The organism is Syntrophomonas sp. UBA5494, assembly GCF_002426325.1.
Map to the genome: position 1 here is coordinate 16144 of NZ_DIPG01000047.1, position 20941 is coordinate 37084.

Consider the following 20941-nt stretch of genomic DNA (forward strand, 5'->3'; position numbering starts at 1 on the left):
GCATCTTTTCCCAAAGGCTTGTGTTCCAGAGTGCTTCCCGGTATACCTACTCTGTCTACCAGCCCCACCGCCAAAACGGATTCATCAGTCATGTCTACAACTTGATATTTAATCGAAGAACTACCGGCATTAACAACCAAAACCTTCATTATAATTCCTACCTCCTCAATTTCTTCAATTTCCCTCTATTTATCTTTGATCCCTGACGGGAAAAAGACTCCGGGACTAGGGACTAGGCTTTCAGGGCCGTCATGGCGACTACATTAACTACGTCTTCTACGCTGCAGCCTCTGGAAAGATCGTTGACGGGTTTGGCCATACCTTGAAGAATAGGACCAATGGCTTCGGCCTTAGCCAGTCTCTGCACCAACTTGTAGCCGATGTTACCGGCTTGAATGTCAGGGAAAATAAGTATATTGCATGCCCCTGCAATATCACTGCCCGGGGCTTTGGAAGCGCCTACGCTGGGGACTATTGCGGCATCCAGCTGGAACTCGCCGTCCACTTTAATTTCGGGGAATTTCTCTTTGGCGATCTGGACAGCCTCAACTACTTTGTCAACAAAGGCATGACTGGCGCTGCCTTTAGTGGAGAAGGACAGCATGCCCACCTTGGGATCCTTAAAGCCGCATACATTGACAGCTGTTTCAACTGAAGCCTTGGCAAACTCGGCCATCTGCTGCGCACTGGGATCAATAGTAACGGCGCAGTCAGCAAATACGAACAGCCCGTCTTCGCCATAATCCTTGTTGGGGCAAATCATGATAAACGCGCCAGATACGGCCGAAATGCCCGGAGCTGTCTTGATGATCTGCAAAGCGGGACGCAAAACGTTGCCGGTGGTGTTTTCGGCTCCGGCCACCTCACCGTCGGCTTTGCCCATTTTTACCATCATGGAAGCAAAAAACAGCGGATCTAACATGGTGGCTTTGGCTTTATCCAAAGTGACACCCTTGTCCTTGCGCATTTCATAAAAGGCCTGAACAAAGTCATCCAGCAGCGGTGTAGTAGCTGGATTGATGATCTCCGCGCCGGATATGTCGGCGCCAATTGTGCTTGCTAACCCCCTGATCGCGCTTTCATCACCCAATAGGATCGGATTGGCAATCTTGTTGTCTGCGATTGCCTTGACAGCTTTTAGGGTTCTCTCTTCGGTTCCCTCCGGAAGCACGATAGTTTTCCCTTTGGTTGCTGCCTTTTCTCTAATTTGCGCTAGTAAACTCATCCTTTTCCCTCCCAATTTTTCACCTTGTTCCAAGATTGTTGCAATGTTCACATTCTGTTCTAATTCTAGCATAAACGGGCTAGAGAGTGTATAATTATTGGCACTATTGATACATGCAAGGAGTCGGGCACACATGACCGTAGTCGGTATCGTTGCCGAGTTTAACCCTTTTCATAACGGGCACCGTTGGCTATTGGAAGAAGCTCGTTCAAAACTGCAGCCTGAAGCGGTTATTTGCGTAATGAGCGGTCCCTTTGTGCAGCGGGGTGAACCCGCCATCTGTGATAAGTGGGCGCGTACACGCATGGCCTTAGCCGGGGGTGTAGACGTGGTAATTGAGCTGCCGTTTTGTTTTGCAGCCCGTAGTGCCTATTATTTCGCCTTTGGTGCTCTGCTGACCCTGCAAGCGGCCGGGGCAACCCATGTGGTGTTCGGCAGTGAAAGCGGCAACCTCTGCTCCCTGAATAAAGTGGCGGCCTTGCTTGCCCACGAGACCACGGCCTATCAGCAAAGACTCAAATCTGAACTGGCCCGGGGCTTGAGCTATCCCGCGGCCAGGGCCAGTGCAGTAAAATATATACTGCATGATAACAGCCCTGAAATGAGCAGCCTCTTGTCCGGGGCTAACAATATACTAGGCATTGAATATCTGCGTATCATTAAGGAACTTGGCTTAAAGCTCAGTCCCGTAACCTATGCCAGGCGGGGCGCTGACTACCATGACATCGAGGTATCAGAACTAGCCAGCGCTACGGCCATACGCCGCTGCATATATCGAGGCGCCCTCAACCGTTTATCATCGGCCTTGCCCGAAGCCAGCCTCACAATCCTACAGGAAGAGATCAAAGCGGGACGTGCCCCCATTCCCGTCGATGGCCTGGAACTGGCGATACTCAACCAACTGCGGCTGGCAACCAGGGAACGGCTGCAGAATGTCTACGAGATCACCGAGGGCCTGGAGAACCGCCTGCTGTTGGCTGCCAGGCAAAGCGGGACCCTTCCTGCCCTGCGCAACGCAATAAAAAGCAAACGATATAACATGACCAGAGTTAACCGTATGCTCCTATCCTCGCTATTTTCTGTATCAAAGAACCAGATGGCCCTTTTCGATCAAGTTGGGCCCCAGTATATACGCCTTTTAGGGTTTTCGGCACAAGGGCGCAAATTCCTGCAAAATGTGAAAAATAATTCAGTTCTACCGGTGTTGAGCACGGGCAGCCACATCGCCAAATTGATAAAAACCGCTCCTGAACACATCCGTTCTCATATGCTTCTTCTCGACATCAAAGCCTCAGACGTGTCCAGTCTCCTGGCTCCAGACCCCGGTCAGCGGCAGGCCGGGCAGGATTTCCTGCGCCGGGTTATAAAACTAGGGCCTGGTCAGGCCGATGGTTTTTGAGATGATTTGTTCAAGGTTCTCCTCTGCGGCCTGGCGGCCCAGGTCTATGATTTGAGCGGCCTTGTCAAAAGCCCGCGGCGAAAAACACCCTACCCTGGGCTGTATCAATACATCGGTGAGTTCTTTGACCTGGTCAAACTGGGATCTTTGCATAATATCCAGTGAGGTGATGATCACATCCAGGGTGTTTTTAATGTTGATTTCCTTGCCTCCCCCGAACATCACGTCAACAGCTATAATGATATCGGCTCCGCGGCTGCGGGCCACCTCTATAGGCAAGCGGTTGCTTACCGCGCCATCGACCAGGATCATGTCCTCCTTTTTAACCGGGTAGAATACTCCGGGGATGGAAATACTGGCCCGTATGGCCTCAGCCACTGGCCCCGATTCAAGGATCACGCTGTCACCGGTCAATAAATCGGTGGCTATCATTTGGATAGGCAACCGGGTTTCTTCAAAACTCTTTTTCTTGGTGAGCAGGGTGAGAAGACTATCCATTTTTTTACCGGCAATAAAACCTAACCGGGGCAAATGTACGTCAAAAAACACCCTCAAGTCCATACTGTCAATCATTTTACCCAACATGACCAGATCGGTGCCGCAGGCATATAAGCCCCCCACCAGAGCACCCATGCTGCTTCCCACAATGAAATCAAAGGGGATCCGGTTTTCGGTCAATACCTGAAGCACTCCGATATGAGCCAACCCACGCGCGCTGCCCGCTCCAAGTACCAGTGCAATTCTGGGTGACTGAGCCATCTCCAAACCTCCTTAAGATGCTATATTACAGCATTAATAGCCTGGCTTTGGCTTCTAAACCTCGCCCATACCAACATATATTGAACTGGAAACCTTGTCAAGTTAAGGGAGGAAAACTGATTTGCAGGAGACAATGCTGAAAAGTCCCCAGTTTTGGCTCTTACTGGGGCTGGCCGGCCTGGCCGTTTTCATGGTGGCCGAACCCAGTTCAGCCGTTAATGCCGCAACTGCCGGCCTGCGGCTCTGGGCTATGGTGATCATCCCTGCCTTACTGCCTTTTTTCATTGTGTCGGAACTGATGGTGAGCATGGGCCTGGTCAGGTTTTTGGGAGTTTTGCTGGAACCGGTGATGCAGCCCATTTTTCGTCTGCCGGGATGCAGTTCACTGGTAGTTGCCATGGGTTTTACCTCGGGGTTTCCTATCGGCGCCTTGTTGACCCGGCGCCTGTATGATCAGGCTTTGCTGAGCGACAATGAAGCAGAACGCCTGGTGTCTTTCACCAACAACTCCAGCCCGCTCTTCATTCTCGGTGCGGTGGGAATGGGCATGTTCGGTTCGCCGCAACTGGGCTGGTTATTAGCCATATCTCATTACCTGGCCAATTTAATGGTGGGATTTATATACAGATTCAAGGCCCAGTCAGTCTACAGAATGCCTAAAACCAGCAGGCGGGGACGGTGGCGGGCGGCTGGAGAGGAATTATTGAGTTCAATAAATCAGGAAGGATTCGCCAAGCGCCTGGCCGAAGCGATCAGTAAGAGCATAACCAATATTCTGGCTATTGGCGGCTATATAATGACTTTCTCCGTAATTACCACCATGCTTTCCGATTGGGGCTTGATGGAAATACTGGCCAGGGTTATTAACTGTATATTCGGCTATTTCGAGTTATCCTATCAGGTCGCCTATGGCCTGGGGATGGGTCTGTTCGAAATCACCCTGGGCTCAAACTATATTGCCCAGGCCGGTGATGCAACCCTCCTGCACCAGTTAGTGGCAGTCAGCGCAGTATTATCATTCAGCGGCTTGTGCATCATCACCCAGGTAATGGGGGTGATGGTAGGCACACCGGTGCGGCTCGGCTTCTATATCAAAGCCCGCCTCTTACAGGCTGGGATCGCTGTATTAATAACCGGGATCGGATATAAATACTGGGCTGCCGCATCAGCCCCGGTGTCTCAAACCATTCTTCTCCCCAGCCCCTTTTATGCCATACATGCCTGGCGCTGGTCGCTGTATTGCATGCTATTCATGGTACTATTAATCTGTTGCTTATTATGTATTGCCTGGATGAAAAAAGATTAAAACTCGCGGTCTATCTCCAGGCGGATCTCTTCTTTGCCTTTGCTGATGTTTTCAAGTCCTTTCTTAAGTACTATTTCCATGTGGTTAAGCATATTTTCAGCGTATTCGTTGGCCTCGGCTCTAATCTCCCGGGCGACCTCCTCAGCCTTGGCCAGGATTTCCTCAGACATCCGCAATGCGCTCTTGGTAATTTCGCTGTCATCCATCATGCGGGCGACTCTGTCCTTGGATTGTTCCAAATACTCGTCAGCCTGCCCGCAGGCTTCTTTGATAATACGCTGTTTCTCGGACATGATCAGCCGGGCTGTTTCCAGTTCTTCAGGCAACACCGCACGCAAACGATCAACCCTATCTAAAAGCAAATCACTCTCAACAACCACTTTAGTGTTGGAAAAAGGCATCTTTTTGGATTCCTTCACCATGGCTTCCAATTCATCCAGAATTTTAAAGATCTCCATCATTTTCTATGCCTCCTCTAAGCCATCAACGAATAATAATGCAGGGCAGACTCCCCGTAATAATTCAATCTGTACCGGTTTAAACGGCTGAATGCGGGGGGGAGTTCCTTATGTCGACGAGTTCGAATGATAACAGAGCCCTGTGGCTCCATAATTTCAACCTGATCCAGCTTTTTCATCACATCCAGAAAAATCCCTTCAACAGTGAAGGGAGGATCTACATAAATATAATCGAATCTTGCGCCGTGCTTGTCTAATATGGTCAAAGCACGTAAAACATCATTGCAATATACTTCATAATAATCTTCGAAACCGCAGTTATCCAGGTTTTCGTAGATGATGCGCACTGCCGCCGGATTGTTGTCGACGAAAACGGCTTGCGAGGCCCCGCGGCTTAAAGCCTCTATGCCCACGCTGCCGCTGCCGGCGAAAAGATCCAGAAAACGGGCATCTTGAATATTGGGCCCCAGCACATTGAATAGAGCCTCTTTTATCATATCGGTTATAGGTCTGGTTTCTTTGCCAGATGGTGCCTTAAGTCGTTTTCCTTTGGCAGAGCCAGCGATAACTCGCACTATTCCCTTCCCTTCCTGGCATAAATGCCATTCGACCATATTATTGCATCTATTTTAGCATAAAAAAAATTTTAAAAATATTGTATATAATCCTTATTTAGGGGTAAAGATATCAATACCAGATGTTATTCTGGTAAAACAAACCCTCCCCAACAACTTTACAAAATTCTCCTCTCCCCAAAATGGCGACGCGAGTCGCCATTTTAATTTTTCGTATAAATTTCCAGGCATGGTGCAGACTAACTACCGAGGTGATAATATGAAAAATATCTTAAAGGCTTTCGGTCTGAATATAGACCTGGCTGTAGAGGCCCATGAACTGCTGCGGGGAGCTGCCAATGAGGAGATCCCGGGAGTAATTGAGCAGGTCGAACAACGGGAATTTGTAAAGGTCAACACCATTATAATCAAAGATCAGAATGGCGCTCAAAAAATGGGGAAACCGGTCGGAACTTATGTCACCATCCAATCGCCGCCTTTAAAAATCAATGATCCTTATGTAAAAAATGAAATTGTCGAGGTCATGGAGAAAAGCATGCACACCTTATTAGGGGATCGGGTTCAGCCCGGAGATACCGTTTTGCTGGTTGGCCTGGGCAACTGGCGGGCCACCCCGGATTCTCTCGGCCCTAAATTTATTGAGTACAGCCCCATCACCCGCCACTACCATCAACACGCCCCTGAAGCCCTGGTAGAAGGCATGCGCCCGGTGTGCGGCATCGCACCAGGGGTATTGGGAATCACTGGGCTGGAGACTTTTGAAGTGATCAGAGGGGTGGTCGAAAATGTCAAACCAACTGTTATGGTAGTGGTTGACGCCCTGGCAGCCACCAATGTAGACCGAATTGGAACAACCATCCAAATGGCCAATACCGGCATTCAGCCCGGGGCTGGCGTGGGCAATGCCCGAATAGCGTTGACCGAAGAGGCTCTTGGTATTCCGGTCATCGCCATAGGCTGTCCGACCATTGTCAATGCCAGCATTATTACCAATGAAGCCATTCGCAAATTTTGCTTAAACAGCGGGGCTACGTTTAATGAGAACCAGGCCTTGGATGCCACCAGGACCATATTGTCCCGTTTCGGGGGCAGCCTGGGTGTAACTCCGCAGGAGATAGACGATATCGTAGAAAATACCTCGCGCATCCTGGCCATGGGGGTCAGCAAATCATTATTCCCCGGTATATCTCAGGAACAGCTGGAACTGTATGCAACCTGATTACTTTCTCTTATATTTTGCGCATACAATGAAAACAAGCGGAGATATTCATCTTCCGCTTGTTTAACCTAGAATGATTACGCTGTGGTTATGAGGTTAGCTAAGCTGACCGCCTGACTTGCGCTGCTCGTAATCATAGATCATTTTCTTAACCATTTGGCCGCCGATGCTGCCGGCTTGACGGGAAGTCAGGTCACCATTGTAACCATCCTTCAGAGTCACGCCCACTTCCTGAGCAGCCTCCATTTTGAATTGATTCATGGCCGCTTGTGCCTGGGGAACTAAAATTCTGTTATTGCTTTTTGCCATTTCTTTTTCACCTCCTTTTTGTTGTAGTCATATTCTTTCCCCGACCCGGACTTCTATGCTAGAAGTATTTTCATGAGTTTTTAATTTCTTTCTGGGGTGGCTGGGTTTTTTCAGAACTCGCAATTCCCATTTCCTGAGCAATTTCAAATTTTAAATGATCTAGTTTTTGGGTCTTCTTATCATCCTTACCCACCGTGACACCTCCGCTTTCTTTAGAAGTCTGTGAAATCAAAAAACTGCAGGAGCAAACCTGCAGTAATAGCTTGGATATTTTCTTATGAAATTAATTAAGGAACAAAATAATAATTCCGCTAATTTGCGGCTATATTATGGTTTTTTTTAAATTTCATATCAAAATAATCCTGTTGCCGGGGGGTTAAACTGGTAAAGCAGGCGGCGACTTCCTGGCTCATCTCCACTATGTCGCCGTCCCGGGCCAGGTCGGCCACCCGCAATTGATGCAGGCCATGCTGGCGGACCCCCCAGAAGTCTCCGGCGCCCCTGAGGGTCAAATCGGCTTGGGCCAGGCGGAAGCCGTCCTGTATATGGGTCATCAAATGCATTCTCTGCAAGGCCTCGGGGCTTTTAGGATCACCCAGTAAAAAGCATATCGATTGGCGGGTTCCCCTTCCCACCCGGCCGCGCAGCTGATGCAACTGCGACAGGCCAAAGCGTTCAGCCTGTTCGATGATCATCATCGAGGCATTGGGGACATCTACACCGACCTCGATTACCGTGGTGGAAACCAGCACCTGAATGGCGCCACGCTTAAAACTTTCCATAACCGCCTCTTTTTCTGAGGCCTTCATCTTGCCATGCAATAAGCCCACATTAAATCCGGAGGCCAGCTTGTCACATAACTCTTCGTAGAGGGTGACCGCGGCCAGCAGGTCTTGTTTTTCAGAATCTTCAATAAGCGGGCAGACCACATAACATTGACCGCCCTGGACCAGATGCTGGCGCATGACATGATAGGCTTTAAGGCGCCCTTCCCTTTTTAAGAATACGGTTTGAACCGGTTTGCGGCCGGGGGGAAGAGCGTCTATTACCGATAAATCCAGATCGCCGTATACGGTTAAGGCCAGGGTGCGAGGTATGGGGGTAGCGGTCATCACCAGAACGTCAGGGCTGGTCCCTTTATCCCCCAGCAGTGCCCGCTGCTTCACCCCGAAGCGGTGTTGTTCATCTACAATGGCCAGCCCCAGGGCTGCGAAACTCACCTTTTCTTGAATGAGGGCATGAGTACCGACCAAGAGGTCGACATGGCCGAGACTGGTGGCAGTCAAGATTTCATGGCGCCGGGCGCTGCCTGTGGAACCGGTCAGCAAGGCCAGGTTGCGGTTAAGCCCGGTGAAAAAGCGGGTCATACTGTTGAAATGCTGCTGGGCTAGAATTTCGGTGGGAGCCATCAGAGCAGCCTGAAAACCGCTGGAAATAGATTTGGCTATGGCAAGAGCCGCTACCGCGGTCTTACCCGCGCCCACATCCCCCTGCAGCAAGCGATTCATGGGCCTGCTTGCCTCCATATCGGCAAAAATCTCTCTGGTTACCTTCCGCTGAGCAGGGGTGAGGGCAAAAGGCAGCTGTTGTTCAACCTGTTCCACCAATTGGTCCTGTTCCCGGTGTACGAACCCGCTGTATATGTTCTGGCTGGTTTTGAACTGCTTCAGTCCCAGATTGAAGAGCAGCAATTCTTCGCAGGCCAAGCGCCGGCGGGCCTGTTTATAGGCTTCACGGTCTGCAGGAAAATGAATATTAATGAAAGCCCGGCGGATATCAATCAGTCCAAAGCGGCGGGCGATTTCAGGTTCAAACAATTCGGGATAATGGGGCAAATATTCACAGAGCGCCATTTCCACCAGTTTGCGCAGGATCCGCTGGGTCAATCCCTCGGTAAGGGCGTAAACCGGAATCACCGGGTGGGAAAGACCGTCATTTTCAAGCAGGTCATATTCCTGCACCTGAACCTCCGTAGCGTTGTAAGCCTTTTTGACCTTGCCCCTTATCCAGATTTCCTGGCCTTTTTTGATAGAATTGCTTAAAAAGGGCTGATTAAACCATACCGCGGTGGCTACCCCGCTCTTATCCTGCAGAAGGGCTTGAAAAACGCTCATCCCGCGGCGGCTGCGTTTCAAGCTGGTAGCCGCCACGGTCCCTCTGGTGCTGCAGCTCTGTCCGTTTTCCAGCTCAGCGATGCTTTGAATTTGATTGCGGTTGTAGTAACTGCGGGGTATGTACCAAAGAAGATCGAAAACCGTATCTATTCCTATCCGCTGCAGCAGTGTGCTGCGCTTGGGTCCCACACCTTTAAGAAACTGAATTTCTTTACGCAAGGCTTGCATAAGTATTCCTCTAATAAACTGAAAAGCGGGCTGCCAACCCGCTTATTGTCCAAATCTACAATCTATCAAAAACCGTTGCTCGGGGTGGCCTCATAATACAAGGGATTATTCCACCGAAATATAATAACGGTAATGGGGCTGACCGCCATAATGAACCTGGATCTCATAATCTGCATAAATGCTCTGCAACTCTGTCATGAGCTCGCGGGCCGCGTCTTCATCCACATCAGCCCCGTAAAACAGGGTAATCAACTCGCTATTTTCATCTACGATCTGCTCCAAAACCGCTTTGACGGCTTGCTGGTTGTCCTCAGCCTTGACTTCGATGGAGTCTCCTATTATGCCGATAACATCGCCATCTTTAATATCCAATCCATTCACTGCAGAATCCCTGACCGCTTTGGTAATCTCCGCGTATTTGACCCGTTTTATCTCTTCTTCCATAGCGGCCACCATATCTTCCAAATCTCCATCAGGCTGAAAAGCGATCAGGCCGGTAATACACTGCATTACAGACCTGGTGGGAACCACTCTGACATCCTGGTTCTCCGCCAGCAGGGCAGCTTGCTGGGCCGCCAGGATGACATTGCTGTTGTTGGGCAGGATAATTACCGCAGATGCATTGATCTTCCCGCAGGCGTTAAGCAGTTCCTCGGTACTGGGGTTCATAGTCTGGCCGCCTTCCACCACCTGATTCACCCCCAGGCTTTTAAGAATCTCGACAACTCCCGGACCGCTGCCGACCGCCACCAGTCCGACCTGCTGGGAATCAGCCGGGGTCTGCTCGGCGGCGCCGTTCTTCACCGGCCAGTTATTCTTATGCTGGTGCACTTCTTCTTGCATATTATTAATCTTGATGTCGTTCAGGCTGCCTAATTGAAGGCAGGACTCCAATACCCTCCCGGGATGATTGGTGTGCACATGGATTTTTACCAATTTTTCGTCCCCCACTACCAGCAGAGAATCCCCCAGGTTGCTTAGGTTGTTTTTAATCTGCTGCAGATTGAGTTCCTGGCCTTTTAACAAAAGCTCGGTGCAATAGCGGTAATCGAGCAGGGGAACTGCCTCCGGGGCAGGCTTTACTTCGACTGCGTCCTTCCATCCCAGGCGCAGCCCTTCCAGGTTTATTTCATTATCGTAGGCCAGAGCTTCGGCAAAGCCTTCCATAAAATATAACAATCCCTGACCCCCGGCATCCACCACCCCCGCTTCACGAAGCACGGGCAGCATCAAGGGGGTCTTCTCCAGGGTGTTGTAACCGGTGCGGATCCCGGCCAGAACTACTTTTACCACATCATTGTTCTTCCGGGCTTCTTCCTCGCAACCGCGGCTGATTTCTCTGATGACGGTCAGAATAGTCCCTTCAACCGGCTTCATAACCGCTTCATAGGCGGTACGCGCCCCGGATTTGAAGGCCATTGCCAATTCTTTGGCATCAACCTTTTCTTTCTGATCCAGGTAAGCGGCCAGGCCTCTGAAGATTTGCGACAGAATGACTCCGGAATTGCCTCTGGCCCCCATAAGCGAACCGATCGAAACCGCCTTGGAGACCTTTCCCAGGGGCTGATCTTGAGTCCTTTCCCCTTCTTTGACCGCTGACTGCAGGGTAAGAAACATATTGGTGCCGGTGTCACCATCCGGAACCGGGAATACATTAAGCTGGTCAACCTGGTCGCGATGGCTTTCCAGCTTGACAGTGCCTCCTTTAATTGCCCTTACAAAATCACTTCCATCGATAAACAACAAACTCAACTCTATGTCCTCCCCTACCTGTTGCCGGGAACTTTTACCCCTTTAACATTAACGTTTACTGCCGCCACGGGTATGCCAGCGGTATGTCGCAAAACATAGGTTACTTTCTGAATGACACTGCTGGCCACCTCTTTTATTTTAATTCCATATCCCATCATAACATAGAGATCAATTACAAATCCCTGTTCAGTATAATGAACATCGACGCCTTTGCGCACGTTTTCCCGGCCCAGAATACTGCTGATCCCGGTTTGCAGATCTTGTGACACCATCCCTACCAGCCCATAGCAATCAACTGCGGCCAGCCCCGCGATGGTCTGAATGACCTCCTTGGATACCTGAATAATACCGATTTCAGTATCTGTAATCTTATGCATTCCAGTCCCTCCTGTCTGACTAAGTTAATTCTACAACGCAATATCTATTCCTGCTTCTTGCCCTTTATCTGACCTTTTGGTAAAATAGTTAAGTGCATTTATGAAGAGAGGGGGCAAGAAAGGTGGCCAAGTGTTATGTTTGCGGGAAAGGCATCACATTCGGGAAAACATACAGCCACTCCCATATAAGAACCAACCGGCAATGGAAGCCTAATATTCAGCGGGTTAAAGCGATTATCGACAACACACCTCAAAAGATAAACGTTTGTACACGTTGCCTGCGTTCCGGAAAAGTACAGCGGGCCCTATAAATTCAGTCCATGAAAAGCCCCAGTCTTATGGCTGAGGCTTTTTTGCGTTCATTATCTGTTGCGGAGTGTAATGATACTGCTCATTGCAGAAGTTGCAGGTTATTTCTACAATGCCTTCATCATCACATAACCTCTCGATTTCCTCCCGGCTGTAACTGGAGAGGATAACCGCCAGGCGTTCCCGGTTACAGGTGCAGCAGAACTCCAGATCCTGCTCTCCTATGATTTGATATTCCAGACTGCCCATAACGCGTTTGAGCAAAGCCTCCAGGCTGTCGGCCTCTGCCAAACTGGCGCTGATATTTCCGATATCCAGTACCTGTCTTTCTATCTGGGCTACAACCTGTTCATCAGCCCCGGGAAGAGCCTGCACCATAAGGCCTCCAGCCGATACAACCGTCAGGTCCACATCAACTAAAACCCCTAATGCCAGCAAAGTTGGAATCTGTTCGGAATGCAGATAATAATTTACCAGATCCTCGGCGATCTCGCCTGAGACTAACGGCACCCTGCCGCTGAAGGGCTGCTTTAAACCGATGTCCTTGACCACTTCAACATAACCCTCACGGCCTATTAGCCCCCCCACATCCAGCTTGCCCAGCGGAGTCGCAGGCAGATCGGCCTGTGGATTGGAAATATATCCTCTTACGGTGCCGAGTCCGGTGGCAGTAGCAATGATGACTCCAGCCGGCCCATCCCCGTTGAAGCGGATGCTCACTACATCTGAGGGGTCCTTGACATCATGGATCATGAGCAGGGCTGCGGTCAAGACCCTGCCCAGGGCAGCCGAAGCAGTCGCTGAGGTGCCATGGCGCTGATGAGCGTTTTCCGCCAACCGGGTGGAAGCTGCCAGGATTATTTTAACCCCGCCGCTGGCATCCAGGGCTTTTAACATATAATCTCTGGGGATCATGGTATATTCCTTTCTCGCTTAATTGTCATTATACCCAATATCGACTGCTGAACAAAACCATACTCTGCCATACCAGCCTTAAAGGTATTGTTTTTATTATCGTAGCACACTATCCTCCCTCTTCAGCTTTCCACGACAAATTTAGCGGCAAAAGCCATATTTAGCCTGTTTTGGAGCAGGCCTGCGGGTCAATAGGATCGAATAATGATCGGTCCTGGGCCCAATAAGGCTCTTTTTTGCCAAACTGGGCAAAATAAAACCAAAAACTGAGAAAATCACAGTTTGTGGCAGGGAAATCATCTTGTTAAAGCGAACACCTATTAACTTAAATATAGACAGAATAGCTGAGGGGGTAGACGAGTTGCGTCTGGCAGTATATCCAGGAAGTTTTGATCCGGTAACCAACGGTCATATTGATATCCTGGAACGAAGCAGTAGATTATTTGATAAAATAGTCGTCGCGGTTATCCATAATGTCACCAAGAGCGCTCTTTTCAGCCTGGATGAAAGGGTTCACCTGATAAGGGAAAGCGCCAAGCATATCAGCAATGTGGAAGTCGATTGTTTCTATGGATTGTTTGCCGACTACCTGCGCCGTAAGGAAGCCTGCGCTATCATCAGGGGACTGCGCACGGTTACCGACTTCGAGTATGAAATGCATATGGGAATGATGAATAAGATGCTTATTCCCGAGATTGATACCATATTCATCATGTCTAATACTGACTATATTTTTGTTAGCTCCAGCGGGGTCAAAGAAGCCGCCCTTTTAGGCGGCGATGTGTCCACACTGGTCCCCGGAGTTGTCAAACAGGCCCTGGACGTAAAAGTGGCCGAGGTTTGGCGCAACGATAGATAAGGAATTCAAAATGTCACAGGGACGGGAGTGGTGGCACATTTAAAAGTGTCACAACCCGTCCCTTTATGTTTTGTCTTAGGACATCAAGTTGGGCAGGAAGAGGACGATCTGGGGGAAAATCATCAGGATAGCCAGGCATACCACGATGGCGGCCAGGAACGGCCAGATCCCTCTGAATATGGTCTCCAAAGGCACATCCGGGGCGATGCCTTTGATAATGAATACATTCATGCCTACCGGCGGGGTGATAATGCCCATACCCACCACCAGGACCACTATGACCCCAAACCAGATGGGGTCATACCCCAGGGTATTGGTGACGATAGGGAAGAAAATCGGTATGGTCAGCAGAATCATGGCCAGGGCGTCGATAAAACAACCCAGAACCAGATATATTCCCAGGATAATTCCCATTACCGCGAAGGGCGGCAGGCTCAAAGCCCCGGTCCAAGAGGCCAGTTCAAAGGGAACCCGGCTAATGGCCAGAAACCGTCCGAATATCATGGCTCCGGCTATAAGCAGCATAATCATGGCCGTGGTTCTGGTGGTATCATATAATGATTTCTTAAAACCTTCCCAATTCAGGCTTCTGCCCATCAACGCCGCCAGCAATACTCCGAAAGCACCCACTGCACCAGCCTCGGTGGGCGTAAACCAGCCCATGAACAGCCCCCCCATGGAAATGGCAAATACCAGCAAAACCTGACCTAGAGCGCCTTTTAAGGCACCCCAGCGTTCGGCCCAGTTGGAGCGCGGTCCGGCTGGCCCCAACTCGGGTTTGCGCCAGGTCAAGAGTGAAATGGTGAGCTGATACAATACCATCAAAAGTATTCCCGGCAATATTCCGGCCATAAATAATTTTCCCACCGAAATTTCGGTTGCCATCCCATAGACTATGAATATGACACTGGGAGGGATCAAGACACCCAGGACACCTCCGGCTGCCACACTAGCGGTGGCTATGGAGTTGTCATAATTGTATTTTTTCATCTCCGGCAGAGCGATAGCGCCCATGGTAGCTGCTGTGGCGGTATTTGACCCGCAGATGGCGCCGAAGATGGCGCAGGCGGTCTGGGTTGCTATGGCCAGGCCCCCCGGCCAGTGCCCGATAAGTTTGTAGGCGAAAATATACAGACGGGTGCCAATTCCGGAATAATAAGCCAGAAATCCCATCCACACGAACATCGCGATCACGCTCAGGCTGTACGATGAAAAAGTGCTGAACAATTCCTTGGCCACCATATCCAGGGCTGCAGTGGCAGAGGTCAGGTAGGCGAATCCGGCGAATCCAACCAGGGCCATGGCGTATGCTATAGGCATGCGCAAGGCCAATAATGCCAGAAAGACTACTATGCCTATCAGGCCCAAAGTTGATGCAGTCATGCCAGCTCCCATGCCTTTCTCACCGATACCGATATGCGGTGCAGGAGCACCAGACACAAAGCCCCCAGCCCGAAAGTGATCAGATATGATACCGGATACATGGGGATTTGCGCGGTGGAACTGACCAACCCGGTGGTGAGCATTTCATAACTGTAATCCAGCATGTAGCGGGCTGCCAGTCCCCAGAATCCCAAGGCCAGCATTCCGGTGATGATATCCGAAGTAGCCTGGGCCCGGGCGGGCAGTTTTTCCATAAAGAAATCAACCGCGATCTGCCCGTCACAGAAGGCGCAATAAGCCAGGGCCAGGCCTATAGTGACAGCTGTAAGTATGTTTACATATTCGACAGTTCCCAACAGGGGGCGGTTAAACAAAGCCCGCAAGATGACATTCAAAACTACCACTACCATGGTGGCCGCTACACAGAAAGCGGCGATGTTGTCTAAAAAGCGGCCAAACCGTTCCACCAATCCGCTGAATTTCTTCATCTTCAGCCCTCCTTACAACTCGGCGTTGTATTTAGCGGCCAGAGCTTTAATCTCATCCAGAATCTCTTGACCGTTTACCTGTATGGCATTCATATTTTTAACGTATTCCTGTTGGATGGGTTCCACCAGGGAAATCCAGCGCTGGCTCTCCGTTGGGCTTAATTCGATGACCTTTATGCCCTTCTGCTCCACCGCCCATTTAAGGGCGGCTTCGTTCTGCTGATCCCACAGGCCGACGGCAACCTCTTCAAAATACTTCTGGTTGACCTGATTTATGGCCTGCTGCAGTTCCGGCCCCAGGGCATCCCATTTGTCTTTGTTTATAGTCATAAAAAACAAGGTGTTATAGAGGAAAGGGGTCTTGGTCAGGTAAGATGTGACCTCGGCCTGTTTCCAGCCCTGCAAGACTTCGTCAGGACCGAGATTGCCTTTCACCACCCCTTTGGATAGGGCCTCATAAGCCTCTGATTGAGCCATACCGACCGGACTGGCCCCGAGCGCGGTCAGAGTTTTAGCGCTCAAGCCAGTAGCCCTGATCTCCATGCCTTTGACATCTTCCAGGGTATCTACCGCGGTCTTGGTGTACAGGTCGCCAGGGCCGGTGGTGAATACCATCAAGAGTCTGGTATCCTGAACCTCTTTGGGGTTTATGGACTGAATGGTCTCCCAGGCTACCCTGCTGCTCACCCTGGAGCTCTCATAGGTGATGCCCGGCAGTTCGAAGACTTCCAGGACCGGGAAGCGTCCACGCGTATATGAAAAACAGGAAACGCCAACATCTGCCACCCCTTTTACCACCCCGTCATAGATGTCATTGGCTTTTAACAGGGTCTCACCCGGATAGCTGGTGATCTTGACCTTTCCATTTGTTGCTTGATTGATCTCATTGGCCCAGGGCTGTATCAATTGGGTTTCAACCGGATGGGTGGCGGGCCAGAAGTGAGCCAGTTTTAATTCCACTACTTTGGCGTCAGCTCCGGTGGCAGCGCTTTTCGGACCGCACCCGGTAAGGGCGCTGAAAGCCAGTAACATCACAAAAGCCAGTGCCCAGGCGATGGTCTTTCTCCATCTCCTGCCTACCTTCCTACTCTGAGCAAAATTCACCTTTACGTCCTCCCTTTTTGTTTTTGCCCAGGAAAAGCAAAAAAACCCCCAGAGGAGTTATAAAAATGCAAAATCCCCAGGCAGGTATAACACCATCCGGGGTATCACATCCCAAATCCTACCATTCTACTTTTCCTACGCATATGCAGTTTTAGTATCATACACCGATAAATACCATACTACTGAATAATATATTACCATTCAGGGTAATATATTGGCAAATCTGCTACAGTATATGCCTGGGGCAGTAATTTTATGTTAAACCACTCAGAAGGCAATTTGCCTCCCCACAGACAGAATCCCGCTATATTTTTAATAAGTCGGATTTGGTATTCTGTTGAGTTCTACTGACCAGGAGGAGAGTTTCTCCTTTCCTTTGTACACCAGGACCCCTCTATTTAAATAACGGTCCGCAGCCGTTCTGATCAAGACCTCCGCGCCGGAGAAATCGCCTTTTTCGGCTTTATAGTCAGAGAGGATGCAATCATCCGCAACCGTAAAAGTCCCTTCCAGGAGACCCAGACCGGGATTCATCGACACCCAGGTAGTCAACTCTTTGCCTTCATCCCAGGGAATAACCTCATAGCGGTTGCGGATCTCGATAGATTCCTGACCAATAACCTTCATCACCCCATCATTGATCCACAGATCATCTTCATGAAAGATACGCACCTGCCCTTCAACCTGATGGGCCTGCCCGGTTTCTGTATAATAATAGCCACTGGCTTTCCAGAAGCCTTCCTCAAATAAGAATGTGTGTTGCAACTCCCATAACCTCCGATATCATATATTTTTTATTATAGTAAGTATAGCTTCATCCGTGAAGTACATCCGGTTTGTTTCCGTTATTTTTTCCATGCCTATAACATTCTGATATAGAATCCAGCACCCGGTACTGAGCGCCGTCCGCGGTTCGGCCCAAAAATCCGCAATCGATCAAAAGCCTGCGCAGCAGGAAATAGTCCCCAAAGGTATGCCACCTGTCGATTAACGCATTGACTTCCTTTTCGCTGTAAATACGTTCCCGCTCGAATTTACTGGCCAGATAGGACAAAACCGGGATTTTAGTGCGGTTTGGCCTGGGGATCTGCTTGATTTGGCCATCATTATTCAAGAAGATGTCTATATTTATCTTCTTGGCGGTCGAGCTCATATCAATACCCCATTTCCTGCAGTATTCTGGACAAGGCTTTCAAACGTTCCCCAATAAGCTCATCATCATTGCTGAGAGCCTGACTGAACAGCTTGATATCCTCATCGATCCTTTCGTTAGCGGTGCATACCTCGACAGTCATGGCATCGCCCTGCAAACCCACCCTGTCGATAGAGGGTTTATCAGGATCATAGAAATTCTCATAACGATAAGCCTCACTGAAATGAAGCCTGGCTCTGCATATGAGAATGGCCAGGTCCAACACCCGGTGCAGCGGCAGCTCCTCAGATTGCCTGGACCATTTCTCCCCGGTGTGTCTCCATACTTTGGCTGAAATATCCAGCTTGCCACGGTCATTCCATTGCGCCAAACCCAGAGAAAGCCCCTTGGCATCTGATTTATACGCGTATCTGCCATCAACATTCTCGTAGTCTTCCACTACAATCACCGGTTTGTGTTTTAAAGCAGTTGGAATCTTCATAAGCCATTATCCTTTCCGGTTTACTAAATTAGTAGATTACTAATTTAGTAATTTTAATTATATACCCGGTTTGAAGATTGAGCAAATAGAAAAAACCGCCTGGCTATAAACATAATCCCATTTTTATGCTGCGGTGATTCTATGTTTTACGATGGCCATGATTTCGGTTTTCAACCTCTCCCCTTCCTCCAGGAAGCCTTTATATTTTTCAATGGCCGCGTTTATAACGGCCTCTTCTGAAATACCGGGGATATTTATCATAATATTGAGAACCGCGCCTTCCAGACCGGAATATGCCAGCAAGGCCCCCACTCCAATGTCTGAAGCCGCGTTTTTATTTCCATAGCGGGCAATATTGATTTGATGCTTTAACACCTGGAGGCATTTTTCGGCCACCTTCAGGGGTACTTCCAGGGCATACAGGTTGGCTTTCTGCATAGTCTCGCTGCGTTCCAGGCTTTCCTCCTCGGTTTTCCTGGGCAGCCTCATGGCTTTCATGACCAGGTTAAAGGCCCTGGTGTCATCATCGCACAGCTTCAACAGCTGGCTATTCAGTATTTTGAGGGTTTCATAGTCCTTTGCTATCTGGTATTTTAATTCTGCATCCAGGGCTTCATAAGCTTTCTTATTCGTGGAAAGATTGATCACCATTATGGACAAGGCCGAGCCGAAGGCTCCCGCCAGGGCTGCAGTGCTGCCTCCGCCTGGCGCCGGCGCCGGACTGGCCAGCAAATCATTAAAATCGTGTAATGTCATATCATATAGCAAACCATACACTCCTCTCTATACCAACCTGCCTCGATCAACAACTGTCCGGCCGCTTTTTATCACTTTATCTACATGGTTTACGCCGAAATGATAGATAACATAGTCCCAGTTGGGGGCGTCCAAAATGACCAGATCGGCTTTTTTGCCGGCCTCGATGCTGCCTATGTCTGCAGCCCGGTCAACTGCATGGGCGGCGTTTATAGTCATGCCTTTCAATATCTCCTCAGGGGACAGCTTCATGCCAAAGCAGGCTAAAGTCATGATCGCCTGAAGATTTTCGGTGGGGCAAGAACCCGGATTGTAATCGCTGGCCAGGGCTACTCTAATGCCCTTCGCCATCATTTTCCCGGCGTCGGCATATTTGCCCAGCATCAAATAAAAAGAGGTCCCAGGAAGAAGCACGGCGGTTACCCGGGCCTGGCTCATCGCGTTCAAACCGTCTTCAGAGGCGGCCAGGAGATGATCCGCGGAAACGGCCCCCATTTCAGCGGCCAGTTCCGCGCCCTGCAGGGGAACGATTTCATCGGCGTGGATTTTGAGTTTAAAGCCCATCGAGCGTCCCGACTCCATTAAAACCCGGGCTTCCCGGGGTGAAAATACGCCTTCCTCGCAAAAAACATCTATAAATTCGGCCAGCCTGTGCCGGGCTATATATGGCATGATCTCCTCAGTCATTAACCGGATATAACCCTGCGGGTTTCCGGCGTATTCTTCAGGAATAGCATGCGCTCCCATATAGGTGCTGATCAGGTCGATGGGATGCTCATCATTGAGTTCTTGTGCGACTTGCAAGCATTTTATTTCGGTCTCCAGGTCCAGGCCATAGCCGCTTTTGGCTTCGACTGTGGTGGTCCCATGGATCAGCATCCGATCCAGGCTTTTTCTGGCCTTGTTGCTCAATTCCTCCCGGGAAGCCCGCCGGGTCTTGGCTACGGTATCCAGAATCCCCCCGCCGCTCTTAAGAATGTCCAGATAAGACATCCCCTTCAGTTTCAATGCCAGCTCCTTTTCCCGTGATCCGCCGTGAACCAGGTGGGTATGTGCATCGATAAGTCCGGGGATTACGGTCTTGCCCCTGGCATCTATTATTTCTGTCCGGGGTCCACATATTGGCGCACCGGCATCGCCCCTGCCCAGGGCCATTATTCTGTCCCCGGCAACAGCTATATATCCATCGGTAACCTGCAGGGGACCGTTGTCCCGGCAGTCTAAAATGCCGTCAGATCTTATGATCAAACCCGCTCTCATGGCAATCACCTCATTCCAGCATCCTATTTTCAATCACCTGTTTTAAACTGAAATTCTCAATCTGCATATAATAAACCGCCGCATCGAGCAATGCTTCCATAGGTGTAAGACCGATGATCTCGCTGCCTGCTATCGTCACCCCGTACCTGCGGGCTTCAAATTTCACCATCTCAAATACCCGGTAAAGAGCGGTTTTAGTATAATCAGTCATATTTATGGATACCTGAACCATCCCTTTTTCCTTTAATTCCACGCCCATGGCCTTGCAATACCTTAATCCACCCGATATGTGGCGTATACATCTGACGATCTGGTTGGCAATATCCAGGTTACTGGTGTTTAAATTGATATTAAACGCTATTAAAGGCATTCTGGCCCCTACTGCGCTTGCTCCAGCGCTGGGATGCGGCTGCTCCGGTCCGAAGTCAGGCTTCCACTCCGGCTGCAACATTTTGGTCCCAAGGCCCTCAAACTCGCCTTTCCTGATGTTGGCCAGGTTCTCCCGCTCTGGA

24 protein-coding genes and 1 pseudogene are annotated in these 20941 nt (G+C 49.9%); 5 read left to right on the plus strand and 20 right to left on the minus strand.

The genetic code is table 11. The features are described from left to right. Both B3W37_RS05300 and pta read right to left on the minus strand, forming a co-directional pair. Nucleotides 1-149: pseudogene (locus tag B3W37_RS05300) on the minus strand (acetate kinase); the annotation flags it as partial. Between the two features lie 83 nt (nucleotides 150-232). Then, nucleotides 233-1225 (minus strand): phosphate acetyltransferase, encoded by a 993-nt coding sequence (gene pta / locus B3W37_RS05305; RefSeq protein WP_483172009.1) that lies wholly within the window; start codon nucleotides 1223-1225, stop codon nucleotides 233-235. A gap of 133 nt (nucleotides 1226-1358) precedes the next feature. On the opposite strand from pta, the gene B3W37_RS05310 reads away from it, so the two are divergent. Beyond that, nucleotides 1359-2624 carry a nucleotidyltransferase gene (locus B3W37_RS05310; protein WP_483174995.1) on the plus strand — a complete coding sequence of 422 codons (1266 nt, stop codon included), beginning with the start codon at nucleotides 1359-1361 and terminating at the stop codon, nucleotides 2622-2624. On the opposite strand, the gene B3W37_RS05315 is transcribed toward B3W37_RS05310, so the two are convergent. After that, nucleotides 2595-3383 (minus strand): patatin-like phospholipase family protein, encoded by a 789-nt coding sequence (locus B3W37_RS05315; RefSeq protein ID WP_481040255.1) that lies wholly within the window; start codon nucleotides 3381-3383, stop codon nucleotides 2595-2597. The genes B3W37_RS05310 and B3W37_RS05315 overlap by 30 nt on opposite strands. 121 nt (nucleotides 3384-3504) lie before the next feature. Between B3W37_RS05315 and ylbJ the strand changes: the two genes are divergently transcribed. Next, nucleotides 3505-4689 (plus strand): sporulation integral membrane protein YlbJ, encoded by a 1185-nt coding sequence (ylbJ, locus tag B3W37_RS05320; RefSeq protein ID WP_483174996.1) that lies wholly within the window; start codon nucleotides 3505-3507, stop codon nucleotides 4687-4689. Here ylbJ and B3W37_RS05325 read toward each other — a convergent pair. Together B3W37_RS05325 and rsmD are read right to left on the minus strand one after the other, a co-directional pair. Continuing rightward, nucleotides 4686-5150 carry a hypothetical protein gene (locus B3W37_RS05325; RefSeq protein ID WP_481040259.1) on the minus strand — a complete coding sequence of 155 codons (465 nt, stop codon included), beginning with the start codon at nucleotides 5148-5150 and terminating at the stop codon, nucleotides 4686-4688. The genes ylbJ and B3W37_RS05325 overlap by 4 nt on opposite strands. A gap of 14 nt (nucleotides 5151-5164) precedes the next feature. Continuing rightward, nucleotides 5165-5722: a 16S rRNA (guanine(966)-N(2))-methyltransferase RsmD gene (rsmD, locus tag B3W37_RS05330; RefSeq protein ID WP_483174998.1), complete on the minus strand. Its 558-nt coding sequence runs from the start codon at nucleotides 5720-5722 to the stop codon at nucleotides 5165-5167. A gap of 259 nt (nucleotides 5723-5981) precedes the next feature. On the opposite strand from rsmD, the gene gpr reads away from it, so the two are divergent. Next, nucleotides 5982-6941 carry a GPR endopeptidase gene (gene gpr / locus B3W37_RS05335; RefSeq protein ID WP_483172005.1) on the plus strand — a complete coding sequence of 320 codons (960 nt, stop codon included), beginning with the start codon at nucleotides 5982-5984 and terminating at the stop codon, nucleotides 6939-6941. A gap of 96 nt (nucleotides 6942-7037) precedes the next feature. Here the strand turns inward: gpr and B3W37_RS05340 are convergent, their stop codons facing one another. From B3W37_RS05340 to B3W37_RS05360, 5 genes are all read right to left on the minus strand, one after another. After that, nucleotides 7038-7250 carry an alpha/beta-type small acid-soluble spore protein gene (locus tag B3W37_RS05340; RefSeq protein ID WP_481040265.1) on the minus strand — a complete coding sequence of 71 codons (213 nt, stop codon included), beginning with the start codon at nucleotides 7248-7250 and terminating at the stop codon, nucleotides 7038-7040. A gap of 70 nt (nucleotides 7251-7320) precedes the next feature. After that, on the minus strand, nucleotides 7321-7443 hold the full coding sequence (locus B3W37_RS05345) for a small, acid-soluble spore protein, alpha/beta type (protein ID WP_483172004.1): 123 nt from the start codon (nucleotides 7441-7443) through the stop codon (nucleotides 7321-7323). 118 nt (nucleotides 7444-7561) lie between these two features. Beyond that, on the minus strand, nucleotides 7562-9583 hold the full coding sequence (gene recG, locus B3W37_RS05350) for an ATP-dependent DNA helicase RecG (RefSeq protein ID WP_483172003.1): 2022 nt from the start codon (nucleotides 9581-9583) through the stop codon (nucleotides 7562-7564). Nucleotides 9584-9697: 114 nt separating this feature from the next. Then, on the minus strand, nucleotides 9698-11344 hold the full coding sequence (locus B3W37_RS05355; RefSeq protein ID WP_483172002.1) for a DAK2 domain-containing protein: 1647 nt from the start codon (nucleotides 11342-11344) through the stop codon (nucleotides 9698-9700). A 14-nt stretch (nucleotides 11345-11358) separates the two neighbouring features. Further along, a complete protein-coding gene (locus B3W37_RS05360) occupies nucleotides 11359-11721 on the minus strand; it encodes an Asp23/Gls24 family envelope stress response protein (protein WP_481040273.1) in 363 nt (120 codons plus the stop codon). Between the two features lie 122 nt (nucleotides 11722-11843). Here B3W37_RS05360 and rpmB point away from each other — a divergent pair, with 122 nt between their 5' ends. Further along, on the plus strand, nucleotides 11844-12032 hold the full coding sequence (rpmB, locus tag B3W37_RS05365) for a 50S ribosomal protein L28 (protein ID WP_481040275.1): 189 nt from the start codon (nucleotides 11844-11846) through the stop codon (nucleotides 12030-12032). Between the two features lie 25 nt (nucleotides 12033-12057). On the opposite strand, the gene hslO is transcribed toward rpmB, so the two are convergent. Next, nucleotides 12058-12945 (minus strand): Hsp33 family molecular chaperone HslO, encoded by an 888-nt coding sequence (gene hslO / locus B3W37_RS05370; protein WP_483174999.1) that lies wholly within the window; start codon nucleotides 12943-12945, stop codon nucleotides 12058-12060. A 361-nt stretch (nucleotides 12946-13306) separates the two neighbouring features. Here hslO and coaD point away from each other — a divergent pair, with 361 nt between their 5' ends. Beyond that, nucleotides 13307-13804, plus strand: coding sequence for a pantetheine-phosphate adenylyltransferase (coaD, locus tag B3W37_RS05375; protein ID WP_483172011.1), 498 nt, complete (start codon nucleotides 13307-13309; stop codon nucleotides 13802-13804). A gap of 75 nt (nucleotides 13805-13879) precedes the next feature. Here the strand turns inward: coaD and B3W37_RS05380 are convergent, their stop codons facing one another. The 9 genes from B3W37_RS05380 to ftcD form a co-directional block, all read right to left on the minus strand. Beyond that, on the minus strand, nucleotides 13880-15187 hold the full coding sequence (locus B3W37_RS05380) for a TRAP transporter large permease (RefSeq protein ID WP_483172000.1): 1308 nt from the start codon (nucleotides 15185-15187) through the stop codon (nucleotides 13880-13882). Continuing rightward, nucleotides 15184-15675 (minus strand): TRAP transporter small permease, encoded by a 492-nt coding sequence (locus tag B3W37_RS05385; protein WP_483171999.1) that lies wholly within the window; start codon nucleotides 15673-15675, stop codon nucleotides 15184-15186. Before B3W37_RS05385 ends, B3W37_RS05380 begins: the two co-directional genes overlap by 4 nt. Nucleotides 15676-15687: 12 nt before the next feature. Beyond that, nucleotides 15688-16779 carry a TRAP transporter substrate-binding protein gene (locus tag B3W37_RS05390; RefSeq protein WP_483175001.1) on the minus strand — a complete coding sequence of 364 codons (1092 nt, stop codon included), beginning with the start codon at nucleotides 16777-16779 and terminating at the stop codon, nucleotides 15688-15690. A gap of 312 nt (nucleotides 16780-17091) precedes the next feature. Further along, complete coding sequence (locus tag B3W37_RS05395; protein ID WP_483171997.1) at nucleotides 17092-17544, minus strand: hypothetical protein; 453 nt, start codon at nucleotides 17542-17544, stop codon at nucleotides 17092-17094. Between the two features lie 49 nt (nucleotides 17545-17593). After that, a complete protein-coding gene (locus B3W37_RS05400; RefSeq protein ID WP_481040281.1) occupies nucleotides 17594-17932 on the minus strand; it encodes a DUF2087 domain-containing protein in 339 nt (112 codons plus the stop codon). A 1-nt stretch (nucleotide 17933) separates the two neighbouring features. Beyond that, nucleotides 17934-18413, minus strand: a complete 480-nt coding sequence (locus tag B3W37_RS05405) for a DUF6530 family protein (protein WP_483175002.1) — start codon at nucleotides 18411-18413, stop codon at nucleotides 17934-17936. Nucleotides 18414-18536: 123 nt separating this feature from the next. Continuing rightward, nucleotides 18537-19181, minus strand: a complete 645-nt coding sequence (locus B3W37_RS05410) for a cyclodeaminase/cyclohydrolase family protein (protein WP_483171995.1) — start codon at nucleotides 19179-19181, stop codon at nucleotides 18537-18539. A 15-nt stretch (nucleotides 19182-19196) separates the two neighbouring features. After that, the gene (hutI, locus tag B3W37_RS05415; RefSeq protein ID WP_483175003.1) at nucleotides 19197-20429 is read right to left on the minus strand and encodes an imidazolonepropionase; all 1233 of its coding nucleotides are present in this window, start codon (nucleotides 20427-20429) and stop codon (nucleotides 19197-19199) included. A 10-nt stretch (nucleotides 20430-20439) separates the two neighbouring features. Beyond that, on the minus strand, nucleotides 20440-20941 hold a 502-nt coding region (ftcD, locus tag B3W37_RS05420), incomplete at its 5' end, for a glutamate formimidoyltransferase (RefSeq protein WP_483175004.1).